Origin of the sequence: Desulfoluna butyratoxydans (genome assembly GCF_900699765.1) — a bacterium.
Taxonomy (GTDB): domain Bacteria; phylum Desulfobacterota; class Desulfobacteria; order Desulfobacterales; family Desulfolunaceae; genus Desulfoluna; species Desulfoluna butyratoxydans.
Genome location: NZ_CAADHO010000002.1, coordinates 637,456 through 655,319 on the forward strand (window position 1 = coordinate 637,456; position 17,864 = coordinate 655,319).

The 17,864-nt window shown below is 58.9% G+C and carries 14 protein-coding genes; 2 read left to right on the plus strand and 12 right to left on the minus strand.

Translation table 11 applies throughout. From position 1 onward, the window contains the following. Nucleotides 1-78 precede the first annotated feature (78 nt). The 7 genes from MSL71_RS07775 to MSL71_RS07805 all read right to left on the minus strand — a co-directional run bounded on the left by MSL71_RS07775 (nucleotide 79) and on the right by MSL71_RS07805 (nucleotide 9,249). Nucleotides 79-864 carry an alpha/beta hydrolase gene (locus tag MSL71_RS07775; RefSeq protein ID WP_180138444.1) on the minus strand — a complete coding sequence of 262 codons (786 nt, stop codon included), beginning with the start codon at nucleotides 862-864 and terminating at the stop codon, nucleotides 79-81. Between the two features lie 577 nt (nucleotides 865-1,441). Then, nucleotides 1,442-2,686: a peptidase T gene (gene pepT, locus MSL71_RS07780; protein ID WP_180138445.1), complete on the minus strand. Its 1,245-nt coding sequence runs from the start codon at nucleotides 2,684-2,686 to the stop codon at nucleotides 1,442-1,444. A gap of 738 nt (nucleotides 2,687-3,424) precedes the next feature. Continuing rightward, nucleotides 3,425-4,417 (minus strand): ABC transporter ATP-binding protein, encoded by a 993-nt coding sequence (locus MSL71_RS07785; RefSeq protein WP_180138447.1) that lies wholly within the window; start codon nucleotides 4,415-4,417, stop codon nucleotides 3,425-3,427. Further along, nucleotides 4,414-5,388, minus strand: a complete 975-nt coding sequence (locus MSL71_RS07790) for an ABC transporter ATP-binding protein (protein ID WP_180138449.1) — start codon at nucleotides 5,386-5,388, stop codon at nucleotides 4,414-4,416. Before MSL71_RS07790 ends, MSL71_RS07785 begins: the two co-directional genes overlap by 4 nt. Before the next feature lie 34 nt (nucleotides 5,389-5,422). Next, nucleotides 5,423-6,277: an ABC transporter permease gene (locus tag MSL71_RS07795; protein ID WP_218950972.1), complete on the minus strand. Its 855-nt coding sequence runs from the start codon at nucleotides 6,275-6,277 to the stop codon at nucleotides 5,423-5,425. A 10-nt stretch (nucleotides 6,278-6,287) separates the two neighbouring features. Beyond that, on the minus strand, nucleotides 6,288-7,217 hold the full coding sequence (gene nikB, locus MSL71_RS07800) for a nickel ABC transporter permease (RefSeq protein ID WP_180138452.1): 930 nt from the start codon (nucleotides 7,215-7,217) through the stop codon (nucleotides 6,288-6,290). 487 nt (nucleotides 7,218-7,704) lie between these two features. Then, complete coding sequence (locus MSL71_RS07805; protein ID WP_180138454.1) at nucleotides 7,705-9,249, minus strand: ABC transporter substrate-binding protein; 1,545 nt, start codon at nucleotides 9,247-9,249, stop codon at nucleotides 7,705-7,707. A 493-nt stretch (nucleotides 9,250-9,742) separates the two neighbouring features. On the opposite strand from MSL71_RS07805, the gene MSL71_RS07810 reads away from it, so the two are divergent. Further along, the gene (locus MSL71_RS07810; RefSeq protein ID WP_180138456.1) at nucleotides 9,743-10,045 is read left to right on the plus strand and encodes a Dabb family protein; all 303 of its coding nucleotides are present in this window, start codon (nucleotides 9,743-9,745) and stop codon (nucleotides 10,043-10,045) included. Between the two features lie 586 nt (nucleotides 10,046-10,631). Next, the gene (locus tag MSL71_RS07815; protein WP_180138458.1) at nucleotides 10,632-10,925 is read left to right on the plus strand and encodes a hypothetical protein; all 294 of its coding nucleotides are present in this window, start codon (nucleotides 10,632-10,634) and stop codon (nucleotides 10,923-10,925) included. Between the two features lie 40 nt (nucleotides 10,926-10,965). On the opposite strand, the gene MSL71_RS07820 is transcribed toward MSL71_RS07815, so the two are convergent. The 5 genes from MSL71_RS07820 to accC form a co-directional block, all read right to left on the minus strand. Further along, on the minus strand, nucleotides 10,966-11,625 hold the full coding sequence (locus MSL71_RS07820) for a TetR/AcrR family transcriptional regulator (RefSeq protein ID WP_180138460.1): 660 nt from the start codon (nucleotides 11,623-11,625) through the stop codon (nucleotides 10,966-10,968). Nucleotides 11,626-12,280: 655 nt separating this feature from the next. Then, nucleotides 12,281-14,059 carry an acyclic terpene utilization AtuA family protein gene (locus MSL71_RS07825; protein ID WP_180138462.1) on the minus strand — a complete coding sequence of 593 codons (1,779 nt, stop codon included), beginning with the start codon at nucleotides 14,057-14,059 and terminating at the stop codon, nucleotides 12,281-12,283. Between the two features lie 234 nt (nucleotides 14,060-14,293). Next, on the minus strand, nucleotides 14,294-15,073 hold the full coding sequence (locus MSL71_RS07830; RefSeq protein WP_180138464.1) for an enoyl-CoA hydratase/isomerase family protein: 780 nt from the start codon (nucleotides 15,071-15,073) through the stop codon (nucleotides 14,294-14,296). A gap of 233 nt (nucleotides 15,074-15,306) precedes the next feature. Next, nucleotides 15,307-15,831 (minus strand): acyl-CoA carboxylase biotin carboxyl carrier protein subunit, encoded by a 525-nt coding sequence (locus tag MSL71_RS07835; protein WP_218950973.1) that lies wholly within the window; start codon nucleotides 15,829-15,831, stop codon nucleotides 15,307-15,309. A gap of 161 nt (nucleotides 15,832-15,992) precedes the next feature. Next, entirely contained in the window at nucleotides 15,993-17,483 is a 1,491-nt protein-coding gene (gene accC / locus MSL71_RS07840) for an acetyl-CoA carboxylase biotin carboxylase subunit (RefSeq protein ID WP_180138468.1), read from the minus strand. Between the last annotated feature and the right edge of the window lie 381 nt (nucleotides 17,484-17,864).

Consider the following 17,864-nt stretch of genomic DNA (forward strand, 5'->3'; position numbering starts at 1 on the left):
GGGGTGGTTTCGGTGTTGTTGAAATGTGACTTTCGAAGGTATGGGCGATTCTATCCGTTTTTTTATGAAATGTCCGGGCTAAGGTTCGAAAAAATAACCCAGGGCCTTTTCCAGAGCGCTGTTAAAGAATGTCCAGTTGTGCTCCCCGTCCCACACCTCAAAGGAAAAATCCAGGCCCAGCCTTTTCATCTCACCCTCAAACCGTTTGTTCTCCTGATACATGGGGTCCTGGGTGCCGCATGCGGCGTAGATCCGTGGTGTGGTCCCTTGTTGGGCCGCCGCTGCGGCCAGGGCAAGGATGTCGTGCTCCGGCTTCCAGGTGAGGTCGGGGCCAAAGGCGGCCTCAAAATCGTTGAGAAGCTGGCAACCGTAGGTTTTCTCTAAATAAGGCCTGTTTGCAGGGTCCCTCTGGGCATCGAGCCCCTCCTTGAGAAAGAGGCAGGGAGAGGAGAACGCCGCGCAGCCGCCGTAGGTCTCCGGGTAGGTCAGGGCACATTTCAGCGCACCGTACCCGCCCATGGAGGTACCCATGACATAGGTCTCCTCGCGGCGTGATGATACCTGAAATACCGAGGCGCAGACGGCAGGCAGCTCCTGCGTGATGTAGCGGAAGAAATGCTGGCCGTAGGCCATGTCCGTGTAAAAGCTTCGGGCCACCTCCGGCATGATAAAGACGCAGTCGAACCGCTCCGCGTACACCGGCAGCATCGAATAATGGATCCAGTCTTCGTTTCTGCCGCAGAGCCCATGGAGCAGATAGACCACACTGTGGTTGCCCCTGGTAAGAGAGCTGTTGGGAACCAGGACGGACAATCCCGTTTCCATCTCAAGGGTCTGTGAATAAAAGGAACCTTTTAGAATCATGGGCGTTTCCTGTTTATTTCAGGCGCCATAAACCTGTTTAGTTTGCCTTCAAGGGTCAAAGCCAGTTCAAAAAAACAGGGGATAAATCCCCTGGACCCCAGGTTCGGGAATGCTCTTTAGCCTTCGTTTCCAGGCTTCGCCTGGGAGCGAGAAAAAGCGATGCCTTCTATGGTTAAAGTGCATGGAAAAACCTGCCTCCGGCGGCGAGGTGAGCCACCTCGAAAGCTGATTGCCCTTGCGCTTTGTCCCTCGTTCCTCGGGCCAAAGCGCAAGGGCCTTTGGCTCGGGCTTCGCCCGACATAAATGCTGATGGTTTATGTGGGCTGGCTCACAAGCTTCGACGTCACAGGATACGTTGTCGCTACTTGCTCATTGTCGATTTAACCGTACTGCTTCCGGCGGCGAGGTGTGCCACCTCGAAAGCAGGTTGCGAATGCGCTTTCCCCCTCGTTCTTCGGGGAAAATCACAGTCGCCTTTGATATGGATTGGCCTGAGTTTGCTTTTTAAAACCTGTTTGTCAAACTTTTCAAAAGTTTGGCCCCCGGCAGGGCCGCCGGAGGCTTTTTTTATCCTTCTTTATTCCGCCCAGTATCCCACAACACGCGCGCAGATCCGCAGGGCTTTATCCATGTCCTGGAGGCTGACCCACTCCATGGGGCCGTGGGGGTTCTGCATGCCGCAGAAGATGTTGGGGGTGGGGATCCCTTTTTCGGTCATGAGGGAGCCGTCTGTGCCGCCCCTGAAGGCGAGCATGTTGGGGATGAACCCTTCGTCGACGTAGGCTTTTTTGGCGATGTCGGCCGGGCGCATGTCGTTTTCCAGCCAGTAGCGCATGTTGCGGTACTCGGGCCGGATGTTGCAGGTGATGCGGGCGCGGGGCTCGGTTTTGGCCACCAGGGCGCAGGTCTCCTGCAGGAGGGTGGCCTGCTCTTCAAGGCCTTCCAGCTCAAAGTCCCGGAGGTTGAGCTTTAAGGTGACTTCGGCGGCGTTGCCGGAGATGCTCTCGGTAAAGATGAACCCTTCCCGGCCTTCGGTGGACTCGGGGCTCAGGCGGTGCTTGGGCAGGAGTTCGATGATTTTGGAGGCGAGGTAGAGGGCGTTGACCAGGCGGTCCTTGGCGCAGCAGGTGTGGATGGAGACGCCCTTGATGTTGATCTCGGCCTGGTCGGCGGAGAAGGTCTCGGCCACGAGATCGCCGGGGTTTTCCCCGTCCAGGGTGTAGGCAAAGTCGGCGTGGATGTCTTCCATGAGGGCGTCGCTGACGCCCCGGCCGATCTCTTCGTCCGGGGTAAAGCAGATGCGCACATCGCCCCGGGGGATCTCCGGGTGTTCGTTCAAATAGTCGATGAGGCCCATGATGATGGCAATGCCCGCCTTGTCGTCAGCCCCCAAAAGGGTGGTGCCGCTGGCCGTGACAATGTCTTCGCCTTTTTTGCCTTTCAGGTGCGGGTTCTCCTCCGGGTCGATGACCACGGCCGGATCGTCGGGCAGTACGATGGTGGTACCGTCCCAGTTGTGATGCACAATGGGCTTGACCCCTTCGGCGTGGAAGGAGGGGGCGGTGTCCACATGGGCCACAAAGGCGATGGTGGGGATCTTCCGGTCCGTGACATTGCCAGGAATCGTCCCGAAGACCGCCCCGTAATCCGTGAGCCGTGCATCTGCAATGCCCACGCTTTTCAGCTCTTCCACCAGCATCCGGGAAAGGTCGAGCTGACAGGGCGTGCTGGGAGCCGTGGGTGAGGTTGAGTCGCTCTGGGTGTCGACTTTGCAGTATCGGACAAATCGTTCTTCAAGTGTGTTGATGCGTGCTTCAGACATGGGGTCTCCTTTGATTCGATGCATAGAGAAAGGGACAAAAAACGTGCCTCCGGCGGCAAGGTGAGCCACCTTGAAAGCGGGTTGCAGCAGCGCTTTGTCCCTCGTTCCTCGGGTCAAATCACTGCGGCCTCTTTCATAAAAAGTGGGCATCTATTTTTTGCGCGAGTCCTTACACATGCAATGGCGGGCTGATTCGATCATGCCACGGGAAAGGCTGGGATGAAAAGGGGGAGCTGGCGAGTCGTTTGTTGTAACGGCAGGAGCATAGCGATTCCACGCCCGGTCACCGATGGTTATTAACGAATACCCATTGCGTTGTCTTTGTTTCTCCGGTGTTGGTTCATGGGAGGGTGAGAAAGGGGCGCATCCTCTTCCTCACACACCCGTGTTGATACAACCGGTGACGGTACGCCGGGGGTGACGCCTTCTTGGGTGCGTCATCGCTATGCCGCACCGGAGTGCGGCGCTCCCAAGCGTACCTTACTTTGTTTCAGTGCTTTATATTGTGGCTTTCATAATCCTACGGGCGCTTTTTTTACGTAGAGCCCGTGAAAAAATACAATATACAAAAGCGATACCTACGGCTGTTCTGCGGTGGATAAACGAACAAACAGGCCTTAACTGAATTCGTTTTAAAGGCGGATGTGATTTGCCCCGAGGAACGAGGGGCAAAACGCATCCGCAATCTGCTTTCGAGGTGGCTCACCTCGCCGCCGGAGGCAGGCTTTTGGTATTTCCTTACACTGCCTTGGCTTCACCCTGCATCTGGTCTGCCATGACCTGTTCGGCCAGGTGGCAGGCCACGAAGTGTCCGGGGGACACCTCGTTGAGGGCCGGGGTTTCGCTGGTGCAGGCGCCGATTTTCTCGTAGTAGCAGCGGCCCGCAAAGCGGCAACCCGGGGGCGGGTTGATGGGGCTGGGCACGTCGCCTTCGAGGATGATCCGTTCCCGGTCGAGGTTGGGCTTGGGAATGGTGATGGCGGACAGAAGTGCCTTGGTGTAGGCGTGGACCGGTGCGTTGAAAATGGTCTTGTAGTCGGCCATCTCCACGATGCGGCCCAGGTACATCACGGCGATGCGATCAGAGACGTGATGGACCACGGAGAGGTCGTGGGAGATGAAGAGATAGGTGAGGCCCATCTCTTTCTGGAGGGTGTCCAGAAGGTTGAGGACCTGGGCCTGGATGCAGACGTCCAGGGCGGACACGGGCTCGTCCAGGACGAGGAACTCGGGGTTCAGGGCCAGGGCCCGTGCGATGCCCACGCGCTGGCGGCGTCCGCCGTCAAGCTCGTGGGGGTAGGCGTTGGCAAGCCGGGATCCCAGGCCCACGATGTCCATGAGCTCACGCACGCGCTGGGTGCGGTCTGCGCTGGAGCCGAGGCCTTTGACGTCTAAGGGTTCGGAGATGATCTCCGAGACGGACAGGCGCGGGTTGAGGCTGGAGTAGGGGTCCTGGAAGACCATCTGCATCTTGGCGCGCATGGCCTTCATCTCTTTTTTGGGCAGGGGCAAAATGTCGCTGCCGTTAAAGAGGACTTCCCCGGAGGAGGGCTCCAGGAGCCGGATGACGGCCCGGCCCGTGGTGGACTTGCCGCAGCCCGACTCGCCCACGAGTCCTAAGGTTTCCCCTTTGTTGATGTCGAAGGTGACATCGTCCACGGCGTGGAGGGGCCCTTTTTTGGTGTCAAAGTACTTTTTCAGGTTGTTGACCTGGATAAACGGGGCGCTCATGCGTCACCTCCTTCCAGGAAGCAGGCCACCATGTGGCCGTCTTCGCGGACGACGGGTTGCGGGGTCTCGGTGCTGCAGCGGGGCATGGCCTTGTCGCACCGGGGGTGAAAGGGGCACCCTTTGGGCATGTCCGTGGGATCCGGGGGAAGGCCCGGGATCACGGCGAGGCTCTCGCGCTCCTCTTCTACGTTGGGGATGGAGGCAAACAGCCCTTGTGTGTAGGGGTGGCTGGGGTCGGCGTAGAGCAGTTCGGTGGTGGCCTCTTCCACGATGCGGCCTGCATACATGATGGCCACTCGGTCGCAGGTTTCGGCAACAATGCCCAGGTCGTGGGTGATCATGATCATGGCGGTGTCGAATTTTTTCTTCAGGGCCTTCATGAGTTCCAGGACCTGGGCCTGGATGGTGACGTCCAGGGCCGTGGTGGGCTCGTCGGCGATGAGCAGGGCCGGGTTGCAGGCCAGGGCAATGGCGATGATGACCCGCTGCTTCATGCCCCCGCTGAACTGGTGGGGGTACTCCCCTGCGCGATCGGGCTGGATGCCCACGGTCTCCAGCATGGCAAGGGCCCTTTTGAGGGCCTCTTCCTTGGAGACCTTGTTGTGCAGGGCGATCATCTCAGCCACCTGTTCATCTACGGGGATGATGGGGTTCAGGGAGGTCATGGGGTCCTGGAAGATCATGGCGATCTTGCCGCCCCGGATTTTGCGCATGTCGGCTTCGGAGGTCTTGGTGAGGTCCTGGCCTTCAAAGAGGATCTCCCCTCCGGTGATGCGGCCTGGAGGGTCGGCAATGAGCTGCATGACGGACAGGGCCATGGTGGTCTTGCCTGCGCCGGTCTCCCCCACGAGCCCCAAGGTTTCGCCCTTGTCGATGGAAAGGTGAAAGTCCGAAATGGCTTTCACCGCGCCGTTGTCGGTGCTGTACCGGACGCTTAAGTCCCGGATGGATAGCAAAGGTGTGTCGGACATATATCGTGACTCCAAATCAGAGCTGGTTTCAAACTTAGTTCTTGAGCTTCGGGTCCAGGGCGTCCCTGAGGCCGTCGCCCAGGAAGTTGAGGCCCAGGATGGTGATCATGATGGCCAGGCCGGGGAAGACGGTCATGTAGGGGTAGTCCCGGATGAACTCGCGTCCGCCGGAGAGCATGGCGCCCCACTCGGGGGTGGGGGGCTCCAGGCCGAGGCCGATGAAGCTTAAGCCCGCTGCAATGAGAATGGCAAAGGCCACGCCCAGGGTGGCCTGGACAATGATGGGTGCCATGCAGTTGGGCAGGATGTGGCGACAGATGATGCGCAGGTCGCTGGATCCTACGGAGACGGCGGCTTCCACGAACTCCTGGTCCCTTATGGAGAGGACCGAAGCCCGGACAAGGCGGGCGTACTGCGGGATGGCGGCAATGCCCACGGCCAGCATGAGGTTTAAGAGGCCCGGCCCCAGGGACGCGGCCACGGAGATGGCCAAAAGCAGCTGGGGAATGGAGAGCAGGATGTCCATGAGGCGCATGAGGATGTTGTCGGTGCGGCCTCCGTAGTATCCGGCCACGGCGCCGATGAAGCCACCGGCCATGACCGAGAAGCCCACGGCCACGAAGCCCACCTGCAGGGAGATGCGGCTGCCGTAGATGATGCGGCTGAAGATGTCCCGTCCAAACTCATCGGTACCGAACCAGTGGGCGGAAGAAGGCCCTTCCAGGGTGGCGAAGAGGTCCTGTTCGTCAAAGGGAAAGGGGGCGATGACATTGGCAAAGAGGGCCGTGAGCAGCAGGGCAAAGAGGATGAAAAGGCCCATCATGGCCATGCGGTTTTTTTTGAGGCGGCCGAAGACCTGGCCCCAGAGAGAATTTTTCTTGGTCTGCACGGAGGCTCCTTTACGTGTACTGGGATTTGATGCGGGGGTCGAGCCAGGCGTAGAGCAGGTCCACTCCCAGGTTCACCAGGCAGAAGGCCAGGGCAATGAAGAGAACGCCTCCCTGGACCATGGGGTAATCCCTCATTTCAATGGAGCTCACCATGAGGCGTCCCAGCCCCGGGATGGAGAAGATGATCTCGGTTAAGACCGCACCGCCCAGGAGGATGCCGAACTGGATGCCGGCGATGGTGACCACGGGAACCAGGGCGTTGGGCAGGGCGTGCTTGCGGATCACCACGCTCTCTTTCTGGCCCTTGGAGCGGGCCGTACGGATGTAGTCCTGGCGAACCACTTCCAGCATGCTGGAGCGGGTCATGCGGGTGATGATGGCAACACTCTGGAGGCCCAGGGTCACGGCGGGCATGATCATGGCGGCAAGGGAGTCAAAACCCGATGGCGGCAGCCAGGCGAGTTTAACCGTAAAAAGCAGGATCAAAAGCAGGCCCAGCCAGAACACCGGCATGGAGATGCCGATGAGGGCAAAGAGGGTGACGATGTTGTCGAAGATGGAGTATTGCTTCACGGCCGTGACAATGCCGCAGGGGATCCCCACCAGAAGGGCGATGCCCATGGCAAGGGCCGAGAGCTTCAAGGTGATGGGAAAGGCCGTCATCAGCTCGTCCCATACGGGGCGCTTGGTGATGTAGGAGCGGCCGATGTCCCCGTGCACCACGGCTTTGTAGACATAGCGTCCGAATTGAAAGAGAAAGGGGTCGTCAAGGCCCATCTCCGCCCTCAGGTTGTCCACATCCTCCTGGGGCGCCTGCTCCCCCAACACCATACGGGCCGGATCGCCGGGCGTGACGTACATCATGACAAAAACAATAAAGACAACGCCAAGGATCACGGGGATCAGCATGGCGCATCGTCTCAGAATATAGCCGAGCAATTCGACCTCCTTCGTTTAAAAAAAACGCCTCCGGCGGGTCGCTTTTTTGAAAAAAAGCTCCGCAAAAAACTTTTGGTTGCCGCCTTGCTTTTCCCTATCGTTCATCAGGGAAAAGCAAGGCGGCCCTCCAAAGTGACTCTTCAGAGGGCCTTTTTCTGAAAATGGACATGTTTCGTAACTATTCAGCTCAAAAAAAACAGCCTCCGGCGGCAAGGTGTGCCACCTTGAAAGCAGGTTGCGGACGCGTTTTGCCCCTCGTTCCTCGGGTCAAATCACATCCGCCTTTAAAGTAAAAATTCACTCAAAAAGATCTTTTAAAACCTGTTTGTTAAACCCGCCTTTAGAAAATCAGGCAAAAGTTTAGCCCCCGGCAGGGCCGCCGGAGGCATAAGCTGAATCGTTACCATGTTTCTTACAAAAAAGCGTGGGTGCAGCCTGGCACCACATGGTGTGCAAGCTGCACCCTGAAGAGCATGCTTCTTTCTGCTTACTTCTTCATTTTTACTTCGTAGAGGGCGTGGAAGCCGTAGGGGCTGGGGGTGAACCCTTCCAGGTAGTTCTGCATGCCGTAGGCGATCTTCTTGTTGGCCAGGAAGACCCAGGGCGCTTTTTCACGGAGCTTGTCCTGGATGTCGAAGTAGAGGGCCTTACGCTCGGCACCGTCGGGGGTGATGCGGGCCTTGTCCAGCAGGGCGTCCACCTCGGCATCGCCGAAGGCTGCAAAGTTGTTGCCGCCGATCTGCGATGAGTGGAAGGTGGGGAATACAGCCATGTCGGGGTCGGGGGTCTGGCAGGTCCAGCCCACGATGAAGAGCTCGTGCTTGTTGTCCTTCAGACCCTGGAGGTAGGCACCCCACTCCAGAACCTGGATCTTGACGGTGACGCCGATCTTTTTGAGCTGGGCCTGGATGATGGTGGCCATATCCACGCGCACCTTCTTGGAGTTGGTCCAGAGGGTGGTGGTGAGGCCGTTGGGGTAACCGGCTTCGGCAAGGAGCTTTTTGGCCTTTTTGATGTCGGTCTTGGAGGGCTGAAGGTCGTTGTTGGAGTACTTGACGTTGGGGGCAATGGGGCCGTAAGCGGGGAAGGCGTTGCCGCGGAACACGGCTTTGACGCTGCCGGGGATGTTGATGGCAAGGGTCAGGGCCTGACGGAGCTTCTCATTGTCGTAAGGGGCCTTGCTGCAGTTGAAGCCCATGTAGGTGGTGGCGGTGTCCACCAGGGTGAGGAGCTCCAGGTTTTTGTTGGCCTTTACGCGGGAGACGTCCAGGGAAGAGACCTCAAAGGAGATGTCCACATCGCCGCTCTCCAGCTCGATGGTGCGGTTGGAGGCCTCGGGGATCACGCGCAGGACCATTTTGGGGAACTCAGGCTTGGTGCCGTGGTAGGCTTCGAAGCGCTCAAGCTCCATGCGGTCGCCTTTTTTCCAGGAGGCGAGCTTGTAGGGGCCGGTGCCCACGGGCTTGAAGCCGTAGTCGTCGCCGGCTGCTTCCACGGCTTTCTGGTTGAGGATGACACCGCCGCCGAAGTGGGTAAGGGCGGCCAGGAAGGAGCTCATGGCCTCCTTGGTCTTCACTTCAAAGGTGAGGTCATCGATTTTTTTGAAGCCTGCGGGATCGATGACACCCAGGATGTGGCGAACAGAAGCACCTCGTTCATAGGCGCGCTTCAGGCTGTAGAGGGCGTCGTCTGCGGTGAGGGTCTCGCCGTTATGGAATGTGACCCCTTTTTTCAGGGTAAAGCGATAGGTCTTTCCGTCAACGCGGTCGATTTTTTCGGCCAGGGAGGGAACCACGTTTCCTTCGGCGTCGATGGCCACCAGGGTCTCATAGATCTGGCGCATGGCGTTGGACGAGGCCACGTCGTTGGTCATATAGGGGTCGAGGGTTTTTGCGTCGTAGGTGGTGGCGACAACAAGGGTATCGGGGTGCTTGGACGTACGGGCAAGGGCGTTGGGAGCTGCGACCATAAGGGCGAGCAGGGCCACCAGGCCGCCCTTGGCCAGACGGCTGAACGAGAGCGTTCGATTCATTGAAAAACCTCCAGTGATTATAAAAAATAAGATGAACTTTGATTCTCATTAATAGGTAGGCCCTGTCAATTTTTTTGTCTGATTTTACGCCCATGGAATTTTGGTAAAAAGGACTTAATTTGACTTATAAAATAATGCCCTTTGATGATTTTGCCCGGTATATCGGAATGTTGTCCGATATACCGGAAAGTCCATTAAGAAAGAGACCTCCCCGTGGAGGAAAGGGGCGCTTCGCTCCCTTTTTTCAGGGCGACGCCATTTTTAAATATTAGGCAATAGGGGATGTATCAAGGGGTTGTGTGGTGCCTGGGTGTACCTGCAGGGGGTATATTAAGCGTGAAAATGGGCTGACAGGTTGCATGGTGGCTGGTACACTTTCCCCCGATGGGCGCTGCGGTGCAGTGGCCGGATCAGGGAGTGCCAGGAGAGACGGGGGGATGGGCAACCACGACCCCGGCCGTGGCGTCGGGACAACATCAATAAGGAGGATCAGATGATCAAGCATGTCGTCGCATTTCGAATGAACAAGGAACTGAGCGCAGAGGACAAAAACGACGCGATGCATAAAATGAAAACCCTTCTGGAGGCCCTTCCTCCGAAGATTGCCGAGCTGGAGACCGTGGAGGTGGGCATCAACTTCAACCCCACGGAAGCGGCTTTTGACGTGGTTCTCACCACTACCCATGTCAGCAAAGATGCCCTGAGCGTCTACGCGGGTCACCCCGAGCACCTGGAGGTCCTGGCCTATATCCGGTCCGTCATCTCCGACAGGGTGGTGGTGGATTACGAAAGCTGAATCCATCCTCGCCCTTCATCGGTCGCTTTTGTAAAACAGGCCGTGCTTGATCCTGCCGGATCGATCACGGCCTGTTTTTTTCCGGGAGGGCGGATGAAAGAATGGCAGGTGACCGACGGGGTGGGTGCCGGTGACATGGGGAGCGTTCCTGCTAAAGTCAGGGTTGTCATGGGTCGATGAGATACGTATCAACCTGGATGTAGCGCGCCTGTTAAGGGGCGTTCGGGCAAGGGGGCGGCCTGGGTGCGTAATAGCCTGTCGATTTTAGAAAAAAGTGGCTTGATTCGGAAAAAAACGGTCTTATATTTGTTGGTATCAGATTTTAGGAATACCCTTTCCACTCTTTCGTTGTTTCCGTCTTATTCGCTTTTCCCGAAGAACCCCCTGGTTCGACAATTCAGGTTTCTTTGTCTGGTGTGTCAGTGTTGGGAGGATACAAGCCCTTCCGTTTTATTGACGGGCGTTAGCCTGAAGCATCGCAGGTGTGGTAGTGAAGTTTTTTTTGGCCGCTTTGTCGGCATTTGTGGTAAGTGCGTGTGCCACGACATCGGAGTGGAAAGTAGATCCGGTGGCTGTGGAAAGAGACGTGTCCAAAACCCTCCAGCTTTATCCCTCCCAGACAGACTACAGTATCCTGATCGTTCCGGACAGAGAGGCCGTGTCCAAGGAGCACAACCGCATATTCGGACGCCCCACGAACGTGCCGGCCTTTTATGCTGCCGTGGAGAACCTCATCGTGATCCCCATGGAGTGTGAGATCCGCATCCTGCGCCATGAAATCGGCCATGCCGTGGTGAGGGCCTACTTCAACGAGCCGATCCCCAGCTGGCTCCACGAGGAGCTTGCCCGGAAAGCGGAATCACCTGCTCCGGAGTCGTGAGGGATAACGATCGCCACCTGCTCTTGTCGACAGTCTGGGCCTAAGGTTTGAGAAACCGATCCACCCCTGCCACGAGAAACGTCACCGCGTCTTCCCCAACCTTGAGGATGTCCGCCTCTTCCTCTTTCCAGAAGAGATAGTTGTAAGCCACCCGTTCGTAGATCCCCACGATGCTGACAGCCAAAACGTCCGCGGAATCCGGGTCGGTGAGGGGCCGGCCCATGTTTTCCGCCATGAATAGAATCGCCTTGCGCACATCCTCGGTGAGTTGGGTAAACCCTTTTTTCCTGGCTTTTTCCACGGCCTGGCTGTGTCCCACCGCTTCCCGGAAGAGGAGGGTTACCTTTTCAGGGTGGGGAATGCAAAAATCTTTAAAGAAGGAGATCCCGGCCCGCCTGAACCCGTCCAGGGTACCGTCGGAGTTGGTGAACTCCGAGCCCACCAGCTTCCTGAGTTCATAAGAGATCTCTTCGGTGAGGCGGATGAGAAGGGCCTCTTTGTTTTTGAAGTAGAAGTAGACCGTGCCCACGGACACTTCGGCGGCGTTGGCGATTTCATTGGCGCTGGTCTTGTGAAAACCCTTTGCCACAAAGAGATTTAAAGCCGCATCGAGAATGGTGCGCTCCCGGTGGGCTTTTTCCCGCCTGCGCCTGGCCGTTGAGGGTTTTTCTTGTCTGGTGGTGTCCGTGTTTTCCTGCATCAAGCTCTCCAAAGTCTGTATTTCCGCGCAATCCATCCACATTCCATAGCAAACCCCACAACGCGGGCCAAGGCAAAGTATGGGCGGTTCCCGCACCGCTTTGCATAACGCGAGCCGCCAGCGTGTATCGTACGTCAAGCGGTGCGCACGGCGTACCCTTGCGTTTTGCTCGAGCCGCATCGGAGTATCCGTGGCCTGTAGGGTGCGGCTCCCGCACCGATTAGCGCAACGCAAACCGCCAGCGTGCCTCGTACGACACGGGGTTCGCACGGCGTACCCTTGCGTTTTGCTCGAGCCGCATCGGAGTATCCGTGGCCTGTAGGGTGCGGCTCCCGCACCGGTTAGCGTAACGCGAACCGTCATCGTGCCTCGTAAATCAAGCAGTGCATACAGCACACCCGCAAGCTGCTTTCAAGATGGCACAGCATGCCGCCGGAGTTCTTCCGGTTAAACCGATAATGGACAAGTTTCGATAGCGTATCCCATACCGTCGATGGGAGAGAGCTTGTCCGCCCAAACCACCGGCGTTTGTATCGGGCGAAGCCCGAGCCGAAGGCCCTTGCGCTTTGGCCCGAGGAACGAGGGACAAAGCGCATGGGCAATCAGCTTTCGAGGTGGCTCACCTCGCCGCCGGAGGCACGCTTTTTGAGCCGACTTATCTCAGTCCGTCTCCCAGCGCCTTCGGTACCTCCATGGGCTGGCACCGGAGGTATTCCCCCAGGGTTTTGGCCTGGGCGTCGATGCGGGAGGAGGCGGCGACGCCGTCGCCCAGGAGGCCCCGGATATAAAAATTGACGGCGTTCAGGTTGGGCAGGGACCAGCGGTCCACGGCAAAGGGGGCCAGGTCGGGCAGGAGCTCTTTGAGGCGCGCCGGGGTGAGGGTTGCCTGCAAGAAGTGAAATGCCTCGGGGGTGCTGGCCCAGACGCCGAGGTTGGCGTTGCCGCCCTTGTCCCCGGAGCGGGTGGCGAACAGGTGGCCCATGGGCAGGGTGACGGTGGCGCCTGTCGCTGGCGCTTCGTCACCGGGCGTATCCGGGGGCAGGGCACCGGCACTATTGCCCTCTACGGGGTCCACGAGGATGGTGGTGTTGTGGATGTGGACGGCTTCGCAGAGATTGCCTTTGTGGATGAGGGCGGGCCAGTGGATGATCTCCGGGACCGCAGGTGCCGGAGGGGCCGTGAGGTTGAACCCGGGGATGGAGGAGAGGGCGAGCTCCACCACCTTTGCGGTGAAGGCGCGGCCCACTTTTTTCTCGTCCGGGTCCCGCACGGTGATTCGCAGGAGGTTCATGGCCTCTTCCATGCATCGGGGGCACGGGTGAGCGCTCTTGAGGAGCTGGGTCTCCACCGAGGCAAACCGCTTCTGCCCTTCAGGCCCGTCAAAGAGCATCTCTTCCACGATGCGGGCTTTTGCGTCGGGGTCAAGGCCCGTGAGAAGCACCGAGACCGTGTTCCGGTAGCCTCCGATGGTGTTGATGCACACCTTGGCCGTGGCAGGGGGCGATGACCCCTTGCACCCAGAGAGCCGCACCCGGTCTTTTCCGTCATCGGTAATGTGCAGGGTGTCGAAGCGGGCCGTGACGTCCGGGTTCAGGTAGGCCGGGGATTCGATCTCATAGAGGAGCTGGGCCGTTACCGTGCCCACGGAGACCAGGCCACCTGTGCCCTTGTGCTTGGTGATGACCGAAGAGCCGTCGCGCTCCATGACGGCCAGGGGAAAACCCACCTTTGTCCAGGAGGGGACCTCCTCAAAATGGGAGTAGTTGCCTCCGGTGGCCTGGGTGCCGCACTCAATGACGTGACCGGCCGCCACCGCGCCTGCCAGGGCGTCCCAGTTATCCCGTTTCCAGCCGAAATGCCAGGCGCAGGGACCGGACACAAGGGAGGCGTCGGCAAGGCGCCCGCCGATGACGATGTCGGCCCCCTGACCCAGGGCTTCGGCAATCCCCCAGCCTCCCAGATAGGCGTTGGCCGTGATGGGAAAGACCCCGCCCTCGGACAGGGGCGTGCCCCGGTCAAGGTGGCAAAAGCTTTCTCCGCTTTTCTGAAGGCCTGCAAGGTTGGGCATGAGGTCGTCCCCTTCGATGCAGGCAATGACCGGTGAAAGCCCCAGTGCCGAAGCCATCTTTTCAAGGGCCGCGCAAAGCCCCCTGGGATTGAGTCCCCCTGCATTGGTCACCACGCGGATTCCGCGCTCCAGGCAGGTGCCCATCACCTCTTCCATCTGTTTCAAAAAGGTTCCCGCATACCCCAGGGACGGATCCTTGCGCCGGGCCTTGAACAACAGGGCCATGGTCAGCTCTGCCAGGTAATCCCCGGTGAGTACATGGATCTCCCCGTCCTCCACCATCTCCTTCATGGCCGTGAATCGATCCCCGTAAAAACCACTGCAATTGGCGATGATCAATTTTTCGTCAGCATGTTCGTGTGGCATGAGGCCTCCTGCTAGCTTATACCTCCGGCGGCCCTGCCGGGGGCTAAACTTTTAAAAAGTTTAACAAATAGGTCTAAAAAACTCATTTTTGAAGAGATCTCGTTTAAAGGCGAATGTGATTTGACCCGAGGAATCCGCCTACGCCCATGGCTATGAGTCACCATTCGATTAACGTCAATAGGCTACGGCGCGACAAGCGAGGGGCAAAGGGCATTCCGCCGGAGGCTTTTTTTATTATGTTCCGGTAAACTCCGGTGTCCGTTTTTCCATAAAGGCTTTGAGGCCTTCGGCGGCGTCTTGTGTGGCGATGACGCGGGTGAGGGCCTGGGCGAGGCTGTCGACGGCTTTGTCAAAGGGCAGGGCCTCCACGGACGCGAAGGCCTCCTTGCCCAGGCGCAGGCCGATGGGGCTTTTGCCTGCCAGCAGGGAGAGGAGGTCTCGGGTCTCGGTCTCAAGGGTTTCTGCGGGGTGCAGGGCCGTGACAAGGCCCATGGCCAGGGCGTCGGCAGCTTCGATCATGCGCCCGGTGAGGATCATCTCCATGGCTTTCTTGCGGGGGACGTTGCGGAAGATGAGGGCGCCGATCATCATGGGGAAGAGCCCCACGTTGACCTCCGGGGTGCCGAAGCGGCTCTTGTCGTCGGCCAGGACCATGTCGCAGGCGAGCATCAGGCCCATGCCCCCGGCCAGGCAGTACCCCTGGACCATGGCCACCGTGGGCTTGGGAAAGGTGTGGAGCCTGTGGAGCAGCCGGGCGTAGGCCAGGGCCGTGGGCAGGGCGTCCCCGTCGGTCTTGATGGCCGAGCCCAGGTCCGCCCCGGTGCAGAAAGCCCGGGATCCCGCACCCCGGATGAGGACGCACCGTACCGAGGCATCCGTCTCCACGGCATCCAGATGATCGTGGAAAAGGGCGATGGCCTCCGGGCTCAAAGCGTTTTTACGGGCCTCGCGGTTGATGGTGATGCAGGCCACGGCATCCGTGAGCGTGTAAAGCAGGTGGGGTGCGTCCGTCATGGCAATCTCCTTTGTTGTGGAAAAAATGCCTTCTATGGTGAACGTCAATTGAAAAAGCAAGCCTCCGGCGGCGAGGTGAGCCATCTCGAAAGCTGATTGCCTTTGCACTTTTTCCTTCGTTCCTCAGGAAAAAGTGCGAAGGCCTTCGGCTCGGGCTTCACCCGACATAACGGTTAACGGTTTATTCGGACATAGTCGCAGGAATCGTGATTTTAAAATGTTGATTGTCCGGTTTAGCCGCCAGTTCCTGTTTTTTCTTCCTCCTGCCCTTTGGCCTCAAGGCTTACAAGGATCTCACCCGGCATCACCTGATCGCCCGGGTTGGCGTTGATGGCCGAGACCCTGGCGTCAAAGGGGGCTACCAGGGTGGTCTCCATCTTCATGGCGGAGACGGTGACAAGGGGAGTGCCTTTGTCCACCTGGTCGCCTGGGGCCACGAGGACGGCAACCACCACCGAGGGCATGGGCGGAGTGACGTCTCCGGGCAGTTCGTCGGGGGCGCTTGGTGGGTGGGCAAGCCGGTCCGCATCGAAGATTTCCACAGGGACGCCGTCTATGGTGACACGCTTGCCGCCTTCAATCTCCTCGACATGGGCAAGGAGGCCCCGGCCGTTGATAAACAGATGGAGCTTTGTCTCATCCACGGGCGCAGCAGAGACGGTGTAGGGGGTTTCGTCGATTTCTGTGGAGAATCCGTCCTTGTGGGTGGTGCAGGTGAGAGTGGTTTCGGTGTCTCCTGTTTTGCATCGGTAGTCCATGGTCTTCTCCATGTCGGATGAAAGGCGGTTTGGTGACCGTCGGTGATCTGCGATGACTTTGTTTGCGGTTACGGGCGAAGCCCGTCAGCGAATGGGATCGGCCTGAGGAACGAAGACCGGGAGCATTCGCGAGCCTGGGGTGCAGGGGATTTATCCCCTGCTTATATTCGAAAAGGCCCGAGCCGGGTCCAGGGGGACGGGTGGGCAGAGGGGCCTTGGGGCTGTGCAGCCTTTGCCTGGCCGAAGAGGTCATGGGCCACGTAGGCGAGCAGGGCTTCCACCTCCGGGCGGGTCGGGGACCAGCCCGAGAGGGTGGTGTCGATGGTGTCGGTTTTGACCTGGCCGTTCCGGAAGGTCTCGGATTCCAGGAGGTCGATGAGAAAGGGCACGGGGCTTTTGATGCCGGTGATGACGGTTTGTTTCAAGGCCTGGACCATGCGCTGGGTGGCAGCCTGTCGGTCCTGGCCGAAGGTGATGAGCTTGGAGAGAATGGGGTCGTACTCCATGGGCACGGTCCATCCCTGGTAGACCCCGCTGTCCACGCGGACGCCGGGTCCTGAGGGTTCCTCCAGGGTCCGGAGGGTGCCGGGGCAGGGCATGAAGTTGTTTGCCGGGTCTTCGGCGTAGATGCGGCATTCCACTGCGTGGCCCCGTGGGATGATGTCTTCCTGGGACAAGGCCAGGGGCTCGCCCGCTGCAATGCGGATCTGCTCTCTCACCAGGTCCACGCCGGTGATCATTTCGGTGACGGGGTGCTCCACCTGAAGGCGGGTGTTGACCTCCAGAAAATAAAAGTTCATCTCCTGATCCATCAGGAACTCAAAGGTGCCTGCGTTGGTGTACCCCACGGCTTTGGCCGCGTTGACCGCCGCCATGCCCATGGTGTGCCTGAGCGTTTCGTCCACCACAGGCGAGGGACACTCCTCCACGATCTTCTGGTGGCGCCGCTGGGCCGAACACTCCCGCTCAATAAGGTGGATGGCGTTTCCGAAGGTATCGGCCAGGATCTGTACCTCGATGTGGCGGGGCCCTTCTAAGTATTTCTCGATGTAAACCTCGCCGCTTCCGAAGGCAGCCAATGCTTCGGCTGAAGCTGCCGCCAGGGCCGCCTCCAGCTCCGCAGGCCGCATGACGGTTCGCATCCCCTTGCCCCCGCCCCCGGCAGCCGCCTTCACCACCACGGGATACCCCATGGCAAGGGCCGCCTTCTCCTGCTCTTTCAGGGAGGCCTCACCCCCCAAGGTCCCTGGGATGATGGGAAGCCCTTCGGTAGACAGCTTTTTTCTTGCCGCCGTCTTGTCCCCCAGCAGGCGGATCACCTCAGGCTCCGGTCCAATGAAGAGAAACCCCTCGGCCCTGCATCGCTCGGCAAACTCCGCGTTCTCCGCCAGGAACCCGTATCCCGGGTGGATCGCTTGAGCCCCCGTGCTACGTGCCGCCCCAACAATGGCGTCCATGTTGAGATAGCTCTGCGCCGCCTCGGCAGGCCCGATACACACCGCCTCATCCGCTGCCAGCACATGGGCCGCCTTGCGGTCCACCTCCGAATACACCGCCACTGTCTCAATCCCCATCTCACGGCAGGTGCGCATAATCCGAACAGCAATTTCCCCTCGATTGGAGATCAATACCTTATCAATGGTTTGAGTCATTTTTGCCTCGTCGTTAACATCGGGTTAAAAAGCGTGCCTTCGGCGGCGAGGGTGGCGAAGCCACACTATAGAAAAACACCTCGAAAGCTGATTGCCCTTGCGCTTTGTCCCTCGTTCCTCGGGCCAAAGCGCAAGGGCCTTCGGCTCGGGCTTCGCCCGACATAAACGCCGATGGTTTATACGGGCTGACTCACAAGCTTCGTAAGAGTGTGGTCACGGTGTTATATTTTTGCCGCAAATAGGATTTAATATTGGTGCCTTTGGTGAGATCTCTTACTTTTTTAAGGCTGTTTTAGCGTTTTCGATACGTTTTGTTTCTCAGTTTCTTTACCCACGGGCGCAGCCCGTCAGCGAATGTGACGTGCCCGAGGAATCCGCTTC